Annotated in this window: 13 protein-coding genes; 7 read left to right on the plus strand and 6 right to left on the minus strand. The window is 49.2% G+C overall.

Features of this window, described 5'->3' with window-relative positions; all coding sequences use genetic code 11:
* Positions 1 to 2 precede the first annotated feature (2 nt).
* Positions 3 to 1,043 carry an L-threonine 3-dehydrogenase gene (tdh, locus tag LRP49_RS12895; protein WP_274142672.1) on the plus strand — a complete coding sequence of 347 codons (1,041 nt, stop codon included), beginning with the start codon at positions 3 to 5 and terminating at the stop codon, positions 1,041 to 1,043.
* Positions 1,044 to 1,221: 178 nt separating this feature from the next.
* On the opposite strand, the gene LRP49_RS12900 is transcribed toward tdh, so the two are convergent.
* The 3 genes from LRP49_RS12900 to gpmM all read right to left on the minus strand — a co-directional run bounded on the left by LRP49_RS12900 (position 1,222) and on the right by gpmM (position 4,858).
* Complete coding sequence (locus LRP49_RS12900) at positions 1,222 to 1,962, minus strand: divergent polysaccharide deacetylase family protein (RefSeq protein WP_274142673.1); 741 nt, start codon at positions 1,960 to 1,962, stop codon at positions 1,222 to 1,224.
* A gap of 16 nt (positions 1,963 to 1,978) precedes the next feature.
* A complete protein-coding gene (locus LRP49_RS12905; RefSeq protein ID WP_274142675.1) occupies positions 1,979 to 3,118 on the minus strand; it encodes a peptidoglycan DD-metalloendopeptidase family protein in 1,140 nt (379 codons plus the stop codon).
* Between the two features lie 201 nt (positions 3,119 to 3,319).
* Positions 3,320 to 4,858 (minus strand): 2,3-bisphosphoglycerate-independent phosphoglycerate mutase, encoded by a 1,539-nt coding sequence (gpmM, locus tag LRP49_RS12910; protein ID WP_274142677.1) that lies wholly within the window; start codon positions 4,856 to 4,858, stop codon positions 3,320 to 3,322.
* A 433-nt stretch (positions 4,859 to 5,291) separates the two neighbouring features.
* Between gpmM and LRP49_RS12915 the strand changes: the two genes are divergently transcribed.
* The 4 genes from LRP49_RS12915 to cysE all read left to right on the plus strand — a co-directional run bounded on the left by LRP49_RS12915 (position 5,292) and on the right by cysE (position 8,431).
* On the plus strand, positions 5,292 to 5,732 hold the full coding sequence (locus tag LRP49_RS12915) for a rhodanese-like domain-containing protein (protein ID WP_274142679.1): 441 nt from the start codon (positions 5,292 to 5,294) through the stop codon (positions 5,730 to 5,732).
* 99 nt (positions 5,733 to 5,831) lie between these two features.
* A complete protein-coding gene (secB, locus tag LRP49_RS12920) occupies positions 5,832 to 6,302 on the plus strand; it encodes a protein-export chaperone SecB (protein WP_274142681.1) in 471 nt (156 codons plus the stop codon).
* A gap of 24 nt (positions 6,303 to 6,326) precedes the next feature.
* On the plus strand, positions 6,327 to 7,343 hold the full coding sequence (gpsA, locus tag LRP49_RS12925) for an NAD(P)H-dependent glycerol-3-phosphate dehydrogenase (protein WP_274142683.1): 1,017 nt from the start codon (positions 6,327 to 6,329) through the stop codon (positions 7,341 to 7,343).
* Between the two features lie 242 nt (positions 7,344 to 7,585).
* Positions 7,586 to 8,431, plus strand: a complete 846-nt coding sequence (cysE, locus tag LRP49_RS12930; protein WP_274142806.1) for a serine O-acetyltransferase — start codon at positions 7,586 to 7,588, stop codon at positions 8,429 to 8,431.
* Positions 8,432 to 8,506: 75 nt separating this feature from the next.
* Here cysE and pfkA read toward each other — a convergent pair whose 3' ends face one another.
* From pfkA to LRP49_RS12945, 3 genes are all read right to left on the minus strand, one after another.
* Positions 8,507 to 9,469 (minus strand): 6-phosphofructokinase, encoded by a 963-nt coding sequence (gene pfkA, locus LRP49_RS12935; RefSeq protein ID WP_078751535.1) that lies wholly within the window; start codon positions 9,467 to 9,469, stop codon positions 8,507 to 8,509.
* Between the two features lie 263 nt (positions 9,470 to 9,732).
* Positions 9,733 to 10,629 carry a CDF family cation-efflux transporter FieF gene (gene fieF, locus LRP49_RS12940; RefSeq protein WP_274142685.1) on the minus strand — a complete coding sequence of 299 codons (897 nt, stop codon included), beginning with the start codon at positions 10,627 to 10,629 and terminating at the stop codon, positions 9,733 to 9,735.
* Positions 10,630 to 10,772: 143 nt separating this feature from the next.
* Entirely contained in the window at positions 10,773 to 11,240 is a 468-nt protein-coding gene (locus LRP49_RS12945) for a CpxP family protein (RefSeq protein WP_274142687.1), read from the minus strand.
* A gap of 185 nt (positions 11,241 to 11,425) precedes the next feature.
* Here LRP49_RS12945 and LRP49_RS12950 point away from each other — a divergent pair, with 185 nt between their 5' ends.
* Together LRP49_RS12950 and cpxA are read left to right on the plus strand one after the other, a co-directional pair.
* Positions 11,426 to 12,121, plus strand: coding sequence for a response regulator (locus tag LRP49_RS12950; protein WP_274142689.1), 696 nt, complete (start codon positions 11,426 to 11,428; stop codon positions 12,119 to 12,121).
* Positions 12,121 to 13,503, plus strand: coding sequence for an envelope stress sensor histidine kinase CpxA (cpxA, locus tag LRP49_RS12955; protein ID WP_274142807.1), 1,383 nt, complete (start codon positions 12,121 to 12,123; stop codon positions 13,501 to 13,503). The genes LRP49_RS12950 and cpxA overlap by 1 nt, the downstream gene beginning before the upstream one ends.
* The last annotated feature ends 127 nt before the right edge of the window (positions 13,504 to 13,630 follow it).

Raw genomic sequence — 13,630 nt, forward strand, 5'->3', positions numbered from 1 at the left:
CGATGACGAACAAAATGAAAGCACTGGCGAAACTGAAAGCTGAACCGGGCATTTGGATGACCGAGGTTGAGTTGCCGGAGCTGGGTCATAACGACCTGTTGATCAAAATCCGCAAAACCGCAATTTGTGGTACTGATGTTCACATCTACAACTGGGATGAATGGTCACAAAACACCATTCCTGTGCCTATGGTTGTGGGCCACGAGTATGTGGGTGAAGTGGTCGGCATTGGTCAGGAAGTCCGTGGCTTCAACATTGGCGATCGCGTATCAGGCGAAGGTCACATCACCTGTGGTCACTGTCGTAATTGTCGCGCTGGCCGCACTCACCTTTGTCGCAACACCATTGGTGTAGGCGTGAATCGTGAAGGTGCGTTTGCTGAATATCTAGTGATCCCTGCATTCAACGCATTCAAAATCCCAGAAGATATCTCTGACGATCTGGCGTCAATCTTTGACCCGTTTGGTAACGCAGTGCACACCGCGCTGTCGTTTGATTTGGTGGGTGAAGACGTGCTGATCACGGGTGCAGGCCCAATCGGCATCATGGCGGCTGCGGTAGCGAAACACGTTGGTGCGCGTCACGTAGTGATCACGGATGTGAACGAGTACCGTCTGGAGCTCGCGCGCAAGATGGGTGTGACTCGTGCGGTAAACGTGGCAGAAGAGAGCCTGGAAGATGTCATGGCTGAGCTTGGCATGCGCGAAGGTTTTGATGTGGGTCTGGAAATGTCAGGTAACCCATCTGCGTTCAACGCTATGCTGAAAACCATGAACCACGGTGGTCGCATTGCGCTGCTGGGTATTCCGCCATCAGATATGGGTATTGATTGGAACCAAGTGATCTTCAAAGGTCTGGTTATCAAAGGTATCTACGGTCGCGAAATGTTTGAAACCTGGTACAAGATGGCGAGCTTGATCCAGTCTGGTCTGGATCTGAGCCCAATCATCACACACCACTACAGTGTAGATGCGTTCCAAGAAGGCTTTGACGTGATGCGCTCTGGTCAGTCGGGTAAGGTTATTCTGGACTGGACCAAGTAAGCCTTTAGCTTTGTCATTTGGGCGTTGATACGGCGTTATCGTTCGGCTTACATAGGCATACTATGCTTCGCGAACTCTGCCTTGTCTAAACGCCCAACTGACGAAAGCTTAGTTTTAAGCAAATATTAAAAACCCGCTTCGGCGGGTTTTTTTATTACGTGGGTATTTTGTGTTTTGGCTATTGGCGAAGCGCGGCTGAGATCGGGACCAGCTCGACTTCCTGCAGAAGCTTAGGTAATACAGCTTTTAGCGTTTCCAATGTGACAGGAAGCGGATGCGCAATCACCACGGCCGTACCGCGCTTTTTGGCTTGCTCAATAGCAAGTTCAAGCTGATTGAGGATAAAGGCTTCATTGGGGTAGTGGTCAAGAAAGACATGGCGACGATTGTTGGCGAGGCCGTGTTCTTTTGCTACACGCTGAGCGACAGTGCGTGGTGTGGTTCGGCTGTCGACAAAGCCAATGTTTTGAGATTCGAGTAACTCCATGAGCCAGTGCATTGGTTCTTTATGCTGCGTAAGCAAACTTCCCATATGATTATTGACGGCAACGACTTGTGGAACCCTGTAGAGAGCTTCTTGAATGCGGGACTGCATTTCTGCCTTGGTCATAGACAATGTTAGAGAATTAGGCTCTTGTGGCGTACCAGCAGGGCTTTGCATTGGAAGGTGCAGGAGAACTTCACGATGTTGGCTTAGTGCCGACAAGGCGACCGCTGTATCGAACTCCGTAAAAGGAATGACAGACACACTGATCTCTGGGGGAAGGGCTGCGACCTCTCTGGGCATCATGTCATAGCCGAGGTCATCAATAATGAGTGCGAGCCGAGGCTTTGGCGCATCAGCAGGTGTCGGGCTGGCAAGCACAGGCTCTGCCAATGTCAAAATAAGTAGGGTGGTTACAGCGACAATCCTTTGCATCTGAAACCTAACTCAACTACCGCTTTAACCAAGGGCTGGGGTTCGTTGCATTGCCCTTGCGCCGTATTTCAAAGTAGAGCGCAGGGTCTGACTGACCGCCACTGTTACCGACGAGTGCAATCGGCTCGCCAGATTTCACTGTATCACCGACGTTTTTGAGTAGAGCCTGATTGTAGCCATAGAAACTCATGTCTCCCTTGCCATGGTCGATGACGACCATCAAGCCATAACCACGTAACCAGTTAGACAATACGACAGTACCGTCGTGAGTCGCTTTGACTTCACTGCCTTCTTTGGCAGAAATAACCATACCGTTCCACTTTAGCTGCCCAGATTGCGCGCTACCAAAGCGATGGAGAATGCTGCCTTTGACCGGCCATTGCAAACGGCCCTTATATTTGCCAAGGCCATCCATTTTTACACGTGCTTGCTCTGCTGCAATGCGGGCCTGTTCGGCGGCTTTTTCCAGTTCGACCTTGAGGCGTTTTTCGTTGTCTCTTAGCTCCGTTAGGTAGCCTTTGTCATTGCGTATTTGACGTTGAATTGCGGAAGCCGTTTTTTTCTGGCTACGCTGCTCAGACTCAAGTTTTGATTTGTCGGCACTGAGTGTAGATAACAGATCACGCTGTTTATCCACCTGTGTGTTCAGCGCATGGCGTTTAAGCTGAAGTTCCGTATCAGTTGCTGACAGTTCATTGATGGCATCGGTTCTGGCTTTTGAGAGTTTTTCCGCATACACCGTCATGCGGTCAATGTCTTGTGAATCTTTACCACTGAGTAGAGCATTCAGTTGAGAGTGTTGGCCTTGACGATACTGGCTGTTTAACAGTTCTTTGAGCAGTTCAACTTGACCAAAACGGAGTTGTTCTAGACGCTTACTTTCAGCGTTGAGCGTCGCAATCTCGTTTTCTGTGACGGCAAGTGTGGCTCTGGTTTCTCGCATCTGGCGGGCAATTTTGGCAATGGATTGTTCTTGCGTTTTTAGGTCAGATTGCAAGGCATTCAGCTTTTTAGTGTGCGAGGTGAGTTGTTGCTCCTGGCGAGAAATTTCATTTTTCATGCCGGACAGTTGTTCATCGCTTGCAAACGCTTGAACGCTAAATAGCAGGCACAATAAAAAGCCAGCACTCAACGCACTGACTTGGTTACGATTCATAACGCGCAAAACTCTTTCCCACATGCAGAGCAGTATATCAAGGAGGTCAGTAAGCTGCACCCGCCGATGTACGGCAAAGCTTGCAGAAAGTGGCTGGTGCGATCCCAATTTGGTGGAAATTCGATCATTAAGCTGCCGAGGGCGTAAACGTCAGAAACAAAAAACGCGCCCTTAGGCGCGTTTTGTCATCGGTTCACGATATTACTTCGCCGTGAACAGAGGCTTACCTGTCATCTCTTCTGGTGCTTCAACGCCAGTCAGTGCCAGCATAGTCGGTGCCAAATCAGACAGCTTACCGCCTTCGATAAGGTCGATCTCTTTGCTACCCACGTAGACCAGTGGAACTGGCAGGCTAGTGTGTGCAGTGTGGATACCGCCCGTTGTTGGGTCAACCATCATCTCTGCGTTACCGTGGTCAGCAGTGATCAGCAGTTGACCGTCAACTTCTTTGATCGCTTCAACAACACGGCCAATGCAGTGGTCGATAGCTTCAACCGCTTTTACTGCTGCATCGTATACGCCAGTGTGGCCAACCATGTCACAGTTAGGGTAGTTACAGATGATTTGGTCGAACTTACCGCTCTTGATTGCGTCAACCAGCTTGTCAGTCAGCTCTTCAGAGCTCATCTCAGGCTGCAGGTCGTAAGTTGCCACTTTTGGAGAGGCAACCAGTGCGCGCTCTTCGCCAACGAATACGTCTTCAACACCGCCGTTAAAGAAGAAAGTAACGTGTGCGTACTTTTCAGTTTCAGAAATGCGCAGCTGCGTCTTACCTTGTTTAGACAGCCACTCACCTAGGGTGTTGGTCAGGTTGTCTGAAGGGTAAGCACAAGATGCATCAATGTCTGCTGCGTATTCAGTTAGCATCACGAAATCAGCCAGTGCAGCCACTTTCTTGCGTGCGAAACCGTCAAACTCCGGCAGGAAGGTGCGAGCGATTTGACGCGCGCGGTCAGCACGGAAGTTCATGAAAATCAGGGTGTCGCCGTCATTGATAGACGCAACAGGCTGACCTTCAGCACGGATTTCAGACGCTTTAACGAATTCATCGTTTTCTTCGCGCGCGTAAGCGGCTTCCAGTGCTTCAACAGCAGAGTCGTAAGTGAACTCACCTTTTGCTTCAGTCAGCAAGTCATATGCTTTTTCTACGCGGTCCCAGTTGTTGTCACGGTCCATTGCGTAGTAGCGACCTACGATAGATGCGGTGCGACCTTTACCCAGCTTCGCGAACAATTCATCGAAATGCGCCAGTGAGTTTTTCGCGCTGCGTGGTGGTGTATCACGGCCGTCTAGGAAGCAGTGCAGGTACACCTCTTCTGCGCCGCGTTGTACTGCCATTTCAACAGCCGCTGCAATGTGGTCTTCGTGGCTGTGAACGCCACCTGGAGACATCAGACCCATGATGTGAACCGCTTTGCCTGCTTTCGCCGCTTTGTCGATAGCATTCGTCAGAACTGCGTTATCGAAAAACTCACCATCTTGGATAGCTTTGGTGATTTTAGTCAGGTCTTGATACACGATGCGGCCTGCACCGATGTTGGTGTGGCCAACTTCTGAGTTACCCATTTGACCGTCAGGTAGACCAACATCCATGCCTGATGCAGAGATAAGGGTGCTGGTGCCCGCCATCAAGCCATCAAGAACAGGCGTTTTCGCGTTAGCAACTGCGTTGTCGCTGTTGTCTTCGCGGTAACCCCATCCGTCCAGAATAACGAGTGCCAAAGGCTTCTTAGCAGACATACGGTGTCCTCTTTATGTCGATATCTTAAAAATGATTAGCGTAACTTTACTACATTTTGTTGGTTAAGCAGTAGGCAAACTTTTTCGCTAAAATTTCAACAAATCTTGCAATGGCAAGCGGTTAGCGCAGTCATAGCCTGCATTCTTCGATTACCTGTTTCCCTTCGAAACGCACTTTACCGGAAGATGCGCGGCAAAAACCTGTAGTAAGTCAACAGCCTCTGAGATGTTGAAAGCGGTGATGCGTATTTACCGGTGCCAACATCCGGTTCTCATGCGATTAAAATGGAGGCGAGTGTGACCAAATTCAAGGTTTACTGACGTTCCTACAGTGAGCGAGGGCATGTAAATCTAAGGCTATGCTGTATTTGATGGCGCGGAAGGTTATACTCGGGGTCGTTTTTTTGTGCCGACATACTTGTAGAAGCTAACTATGCAGCAGTTTATTGAATTTGTTCAAAGTAACTTGATTTTGTCTCTGGTTTGGGTGGGTTTGGTTGTTGCACTGATCCTGTCAGTCATCAAACAGAAAACCGCCGCGTACAAAATCGTAACGCCAACCGACGCAACTGTACTTGCAAATCGTGAAAACGGTGTGTTCGTTGATATCCGTAGCCGTGATGACTACCGAGCAGGCCACATTGCTGGCGCACTTCACGTTTTAGCGAAAGACATCAAAGCTGACGCGTTTGGTGAGATTGAAAAACACAAGTCTGACCCAATTATTGTGGTATGCAAAACGGGTCAAACAGCAATCGAAAGTGCTAATGCGCTCGCCAAAGCTGGCTTTGAGAACGTAAATGTTCTGAAAGATGGCCTGATTTCGTGGAACGAAGCGAATTTGCCACTGATCCGCAGCAAAAAGAAAAAGTAATTGCACGCGGATAAGCGATTTAAGGGCAGCCACGCAGGCTGCCTGACTCATTTTAAAATGCGTGAAAGCATTTGTTTTATATAACAAGGATTTAATACCATGGCTGAAGCAGCAAACAACCCACAAGCGCAACAGAACTTTGCAATTCAACGCATCTTCCTGAAAGACCTGTCTTTTGAAGCACCAAACTCTCCAGCAGTATTTCAGCAAGAATGGCAACCAGACGTTAATCTGGATCTGGATACGCAAAGCCGTGAGCTGGGTGAAGGTGTATACGAAGTTGTTCTGCGTCTGACCGTAACGGTAAAAAACGGCGAAGAAAATGCGTTCCTGTGTGAAGTTCAGCAGGGCGGTATCTTTGCGGTTGCAGGTATGGAAGCTCCTCAATTGGCACATTGCCTAGGTGCATTCTGCCCGAACATTCTGTTCCCGTACGCACGTGAAACTATCTCTAGCCTGGTAGTGAAAGGTACGTTCCCACAACTGAACCTGGCGCCAGTAAACTTTGATGCGCTGTTCATGAACTACCTGCAAAGCCAGACTCAAAATCAAGAAAACGCTGACGCATAATCGCAGCAAATAAGGTCGACACGAATGTCAGATAACGCTAAAGCCAATGTTGCCATGACCGTATTGGGCGCAGGCTCATACGGGACATCTCTTGCTATCTCTTTGGCGCGTAATGGTGCCAATGTGGTGTTGTGGGGGCATGAACCGGAACATATGGCGCAGCTGGAAATTGATCGCTCTAATGAAGCGTTTCTGCCGGGTGTCGCTTTTCCAGACTCACTGATCTTGAGTGCTGATCTTGAAGAAGCCATTCAAGTCAGCCGTGACATTCTTGTGGTCGTACCAAGCCATGTATTTGGTTTGGTCTTGTCACAAGTAAAACCCTTCCTGCGTGATGATCAGCGTATTTGCTGGGCGACCAAGGGCCTTGAGCCAGAAACCGGTCGTCTGCTGCAAGACGTGGCGAAAGAGCAACTTGGTGAAGATGTGCCATTAGCGGTGCTGTCTGGCCCTACGTTTGCCAAAGAGCTGGCGGCAGGCATGCCAACCGCCATTTCAGTCGCCTCGCCTGATGCGGAGTTCCTTGCCGATCTTCAAGATAAAATCCACTGTAGTCGCACATTCCGTGTTTACGGTAACAGCGATTTTGTCGGCATACAGCTTGGCGGAGCGGTGAAGAACGTGATTGCGATTGGCGCAGGCATGTCTGACGGCATAGGCTTTGGTGCAAATGCGCGTACCGCATTGATCACGCGCGGTCTTGCTGAACTTACCCGATTGGGTGTTGCTCTGGGTGCAGAGCGTGACACCTTTATGGGTATGGCAGGGCTGGGTGATCTTGTGCTGACGTGTACCGATAACCAATCGCGCAACCGTCGCTTTGGCTTGGCTCTGGGTCAAGGTAAAGGCGTTGATGAAGCGCAAGATGAAATTGGTCAGGTGGTTGAAGGCTATCGTAATACCAAAGAAGTTCGCGCTTTGGCGAAACGCACAGGCGTGGAAATGCCAATTGTGGAGCAAATATATCAAGTGCTTTATGAAGGTAAAGATGCGCGACTTGCGGCTCAAGATTTGTTAGCACGTCAACGAACCTCTGAATAGTTAACGAGTAACGTCGAGTCTGAAAAAACGCGGGAATGACTCCCGCGTTTTTTATTTTTGCGACACATAACGAGTCAACGGCTGAACTTCCCCTTGCTACACTGGCAGAATATTGGGTTGTTTAGCTATCTATGTCACACTGAGTAAAACGTCTCATCAAGACTCCATTAAAATCTCAGGGATAGAGTGATAAACGATGAGAAGAGTGAGTAATGTAACAACGGAATTTAATGGGTACGAACATGTATAGGGTGTGCGGAGAAGGCAACGCCAAAAAGTGTCAGCAAGATAAAGTCTGGAAAGCGATTAAGCGAGAAGCCAAAGAGCATAGCGAGCGTGAGCCTATGTTGGCGAGCTTCTTTCATGCCACTATCATCAAGCACGACACGCTTGCTGGTGCGCTGAGCTATATTCTTGCTAACAAACTGGCGACGCCAAGTATGCCAGCGATGGCAGTACGCGAAGTTGTCGAAGAGGCGTATGCGGGCGATATTGGAATAGTGAATGCGGCAGCTTGCGACATTTGTGCAACGGTTGAGCGCGATCCCGCTGTTGAGCTTTATTCTACGCCACTGTTGTACTTGAAAGGCTTCCATGCATTGCAGGGCTTTCGTGTTGCCAATTGGCTATGGCACCAAGGCCGTCGTGAGCTGGCAGTCTACTTACAAAACCAAATTTCTGTGGCGTGTCAGGTGGATGTTCACCCTGCTGCGCGCATTGGCTGCGGTATCATGTTTGACCATGCTACGGGCATTGTTGTTGGTGAAACGGCCGTTATTGAAGACGATGTTTCTATCCTTCAGGACGTCACGTTAGGCGGTACGGGTAAAGAGTCGGGTGATCGTCACCCTAAAATTCGTACTGGCGTTATGATTGGCGCAGGGGCGAAGATTCTTGGCAATATTGAAGTAGGCGAGGGGGCGAAAGTCGCCGCGTGTTCTGTGGTATTGATTGATGTTCCTCCGCACATGACGGCGGCAGGCGTGCCAGCAAAAATCGTCGGCGCACCGAGCAGTGATAAACCCTCGCTGGACATGGACCAGAAGTTTAAGTGCGGGCAGAGTTTTAGCGAAGGTGATGGTATATAGCGATGTACCAAACGAACCTGAGACAGACAAAAAACGGAGCCATAGGCTCCGTTTTTTTATCGTGGCAACGCTGAATTAGAACAGCTTGGTTGCTACGTCATACAGATCTTTGCGGAAAGGACGACGCATGTTGTCGATCGCATCAATGATATCGTGGTGAACCAGTTGTTCATTCTGGATACCCACACAGCGACCACCTTCGCCTTGCATCAGCAGATCAACGGCATATGCACCCATGCGCGACGCCAAGATACGGTCGAAGGCACGAGGCTGACCACCGCGTTGGATATGACCCAGAATGGTTGCGCGGGTTTCGCGGCCAGTTTCTGATTCAATGTACTTTGCCAACTCGTTGGTGTCTGTCATCAGTTCAGTGATAGTGATGATCGCGTGCTTCTTACCCTTGTAGATACCTTCTTTGATCTTTGAAATCAGGTTCTCTTTGTCCAGACCGATTTCAGGCGTAATGAAGTACTCACAGCCGCCTGCAATAGACGCTGCTAGAGTCAAGTCACCGCAGTGGCGACCCATGACTTCCACGATAGAAATACGCTGGTGGGAAGAAGATGTATCACGCAGACGGTCAATGGCTTCGACAACGGTGTTCAGTGCGGTCAAGTAACCGATGGTGTAGTCGGTGCCTGGGATATCGTTGTCGATAGTGCCTGGCAGACCGATACATGGGAAGCCCATTTCAGTCAGTTTCTTCGCACCCATGTATGAACCGTCACCACCGATAACAACCAGTGCGTCGATGCCGTGCATTTTCATGTTCTGGATGGCTTGCTCACGTACTTTCTCGTCTTTGAACTCAGGAAAACGTGCTGAGCCTAAGAAAGTACCGCCTTTGTTGATAATGTCTGACACGCTGGTGCGGTTCAGCTTCTCAATGCGGTTCTGATGAAGACCCTGATAGCCGTCGTAAACACCATATACTTCCAGACCTTCACTCAACGCAGCGCGAACAACGCCACGAATCGCTGCATTCATACCCGGGGCGTCGCCGCCACTGGTCAAAACACCAATTTTACTAACCATGGTTACCCTCTGACTTTGGGAATTGAAATTTCAAATCCATTGATCGCATGTCCAGACATCGAGCCTCACACCCAGCTTCCCTAAGAAAAGTCTTAATGGGTAACGCGGGTTTGCCTCAGTCATGCGTGACGTGCAAGTTTAGCTCGCATGCACCGTCTTTAAAACTGTAACTTTCCTACTTATGAAAGACTATTACAATTTTGCTAACTATTTTCGTTGATAGAAATCAGTAAGCGTTACAAATTTCCGCGACACAACAAAGATTAATTGTGTACGTGCGACGATTTACCCACGACCGAAACGGGATCTTGGTGGATGATAATATCTGCGCCCGGGAACGCAACTTCGAGCCGATTTTCTACCTCATCCGCGATGACATGGGCATCAACAAGCTTGAGTTCATCATCTAGCTCTAAATGCAATTGAATGAATTTCGTAGCACCAGCTTGACGGGTTCTTAAATCGTGCACGCCATGCACACCTGCCACCGTCGATGACAAGAGCATGATTTTTTCTTGTTCTTCTGTTGGAAGCTGCCTATCCAGCAGCGACTGTACGGCCTCATGTGCCATTTTGACCGCACTATAAAGAATGAAGATACCAATACCGATAGCAAAAATCGCATCTGCCATCTTGATGCCATACCAAGCAAGGCCGAGAGCCGCCATGATAGCAAGGTTCATCAGTAAGTCGGATTGATAGTGGAGAGAGTCAGCAGAAATGGCCTGACTGCCGGTTTTGCGCACCACCCATTTTTGGAAGAGAACTAAGACGCCAGTAAAAACAGTGGCGATTGCACTGACTGCCACACCGACACCTGGGTTGTGTAACTCTGCGGGATTATAAAGGCGCTCGAAACCGCTTAACACGAGGAAGAAAGCAGAGCCGACGATAAATGCAGCCTGCGCAAGTGCGGCGAGTGATTCGGCTTTTCCGTGTCCAAACTTATGCTCCTCATCTGCAGGTTGGAGCGCATAACGCACCACAATCAGATTGGTAACTGACGCCAAAAGGTCAATCATGGAGTCAACGAGTGAAGCAAGTAAGCTGATGGAGTCGGTATACCACCACGTGAACACCTTCATCAGAAGAAGTACAGTGGCTGTGATGGTGGCTGCCCATGCCGCCATTTGAACTAAACGGGCGTATTTCTGAGTCATATTTGGAACGTGGTCAAAATAAGTTCAGAGAGTATAACGTTTTTTCAACACGATAGGCTGTGTTGTATCAAGAGATGTAATACAAAATGCAACACGCCGGCAGCAGCCGGCATGAAGGGATAGCTCTCAGCAGAGGTTGGCGATTAGCCGTGGTGAGACATGCGCTTTTGATGACGCTCGGCCATTTTTGCCATGTTTTCTTTCACCTGCGCTTTTTGCTCTGGTGTCAGAATACTCATCATCTCGTGGCGTTTTTTCGCCATCTCAATGCGACGCTCTACTTGTTGTTGTGACATTTTCTCTGCCAGTCCACGCACTGCGGCTTCATCAAAGTTGTCAGCCAGCATCAGATCTTGCATTTGTTGACGTTCAGCCATCATCTGTGTACGGAAGTTGTCTTTACCAGCGCGCATTTCTTCGCGGTTTTCTTCTCGTAGAGTGCGAAGCTCATCTTTTTGAACGTCAGTCAATTCAACACCGCGAAGCAGGTGTTTACCACCCATCATGCCTTTACCTTCATGATGACCGCCGCCAAACGCCATGGCAGACATAGAACCCATCATCAGTGGAAGTGCAATAACAGTAGCAGCAATACGTTTTGAAAATTTCATGGTGTGTTCTCCGGTTCATGTGTTTGTTGCGTCGTTTGTTGGGAGTAACTTTACCCATTGGGATGTAAACCGGTGTGGGAGTTAGGTAAAGCAATGTAAAGGCCAGTAAACCTGTGATTTACGCATGGAATCCAAAAGGCGATTGGCTGATACTAGATTCAACCAACACTCTATAGGCACACCCCATGGCGAACATTCTTCTTATTGACGATGACACTGAATTGACGAGCTTATTGAAAGACTTGCTTGAGCTTGAAGGCTATGACGTAGACATCGCCAATAATGGTCAACAGGGTCTCGAAAAGATCAGCGAAAACGTTGACCTTGTCTTGCTTGACGTGATGATGCCCGTTTTGAACGGTATGGAAACATTGCGACGATTGCGGGACCAATGGGAGACCCCTGTATTGATGCTGACGGCAAAAGGCGAAGAAATCGATCGCGTGATGGGGCTAGAGCTAGGCGCAGATGACTACCTGCCAAAACCGTTTAGCGATAGAGAACTTCTTGCTCGTATGCGAGCTATTTTACGCCGAACCGCGAAAAACGCCGATGACAAACGCACTGATGAGGCTCAGGACAAGCTCGAGTATCAGGATATAACAGTCTATCCCGGGAAAATGGAAGTGTACTGCCAGTCGCAATTGGTTGATTTGACAGGGACAGAGACCGCGCTTCTTATTTATCTCGTCAAGCAGCCGGGAAACATTGTTGCGAAAGCGGACATTAGTCTGAACGTGCTAGGGAAGCGCTTGGCTCCATTTGATCGCGCAATCGACATGCATATCTCAAACATCAGGAAAAAACTGCCTGAGCGTGGAGATGGCAAACCGCGCATCAAAACCTTGCGTGGTCGTGGCTACTTGCTCGTGGAGGCATGATGAAGCTGCCTACGATTAAAAGCCTCTATGGCCGAATATTTGCCATCTTCTGGCTGACACTGTTACTGGTACTTATCGCGGTGCTTGCAGCGCAGCAAGCGGATCCTCGTCAGCAACACGAGCTACCTGTGTCGTCAAAAATAAAGCTACAGAAGATGGCGGACAATATCTCAAACAGGTTGTTCTCTATGCATGGAAGCTTGGAAGATAACTTGGAGAAGGTGCAGCGAAACCTGTCTGAACGCGGCGGCATAAAGCTGTACTTTACTAACCTTGAGGGGGAAGTCTACAACCAGAGGCAGCATCATGGTGGAAGTCGAACATTAAAGAATTTCACGTCGATAGCGGATGACCCTAATAATCCGCAACAACGTCTTTACGGGCGATGGATGTTGGCGGGGCCATTTTTGGTCGATGACGGTCAATCGGAAGCATTAATGTATGTAGGACGTATGTGGCGAGAAGCCCCACCGTTCTATGCTCAGATTTTGGATAAACCTTTTCAGTTGCTACTCGTGACCATGGTGGTAAGTACACCACTGTTGCTTTGGTTGGCGTGGGCATTGAGTCGCCCTGCTCGCAGAATGCAGGCTGCTGCTGAGCGGGTGGCTGAAGGTCGCTTGGACATTGATCCTAGTCTAGAAAAAGGCCCGCGAGAGTTTCGGCAAGCGGGAGCCAGTTTTAACCAAATGGTGACGGCACTAAATCAAATGATAAGCGGTCAGCAACGATTGCTGTCAGACATATCTCACGAGCTACGCTCCCCGTTGACACGCTTACGTATGGCGAATGCATTGGCCATTCGCAAGCAAGGTGAGAGTCCGGAACTTTCACGTATTGATACTGAAGCCGAGCGCATGGAGCAGATGATTGCTGATTTGCTTGCACTCTCGCGTATGCAGCTAAACAGTCACGCAGGGCGTGAAACCTACACGCTTGAAGAGCTTTGGTTGACCTTGCTGGAAGATGCAGAATTTGAAGCCGAGCAACATAACAAGGCATTGACCTACCAAGCCATTCCATCGGCCAGCATTGAGGGCAATGGCCCATTGCTTTGCAGCGCATTAGAGAACGTGGTGCGTAATGCAATAAAGTACGCTAACCATAATGTCGACGTCGTTTTTACGGTGTCGGGGCGCGAGCTTAAAGTGGTGGTCAGCGACGATGGTGAAGGCGTGCCGCAAGAAATGCTAGCAGACATATTCAGACCGTTTTATCGCGTATCGACGGCGCGCGATCGCGCGAGCGGTGGCACGGGGCTTGGTCTTGCCATTACAGATAGTGCCATGCGGCAACATAACGGGAAAGCGGAAGCCAGCCTCAATGACAAAGGTGGGTTGACGGTTACTTTGGTGTTTGGGCTGATCAATACAGCTAAATAACGGTACAAAAAAAGCGGTTAAATTTCTAAAAAAACTCAAGAAATATCTCACTTTTAAGAGTTATTGCTAACCTTAGAGAAGCGGCTGTGTCTCGTTGACACAGAACTCTCGACTTTAACGCGCAGAC

The organism is Enterovibrio qingdaonensis, assembly GCF_028683135.1.
GTDB lineage: Bacteria > Pseudomonadota > Gammaproteobacteria > Enterobacterales > Vibrionaceae > Enterovibrio > Enterovibrio qingdaonensis.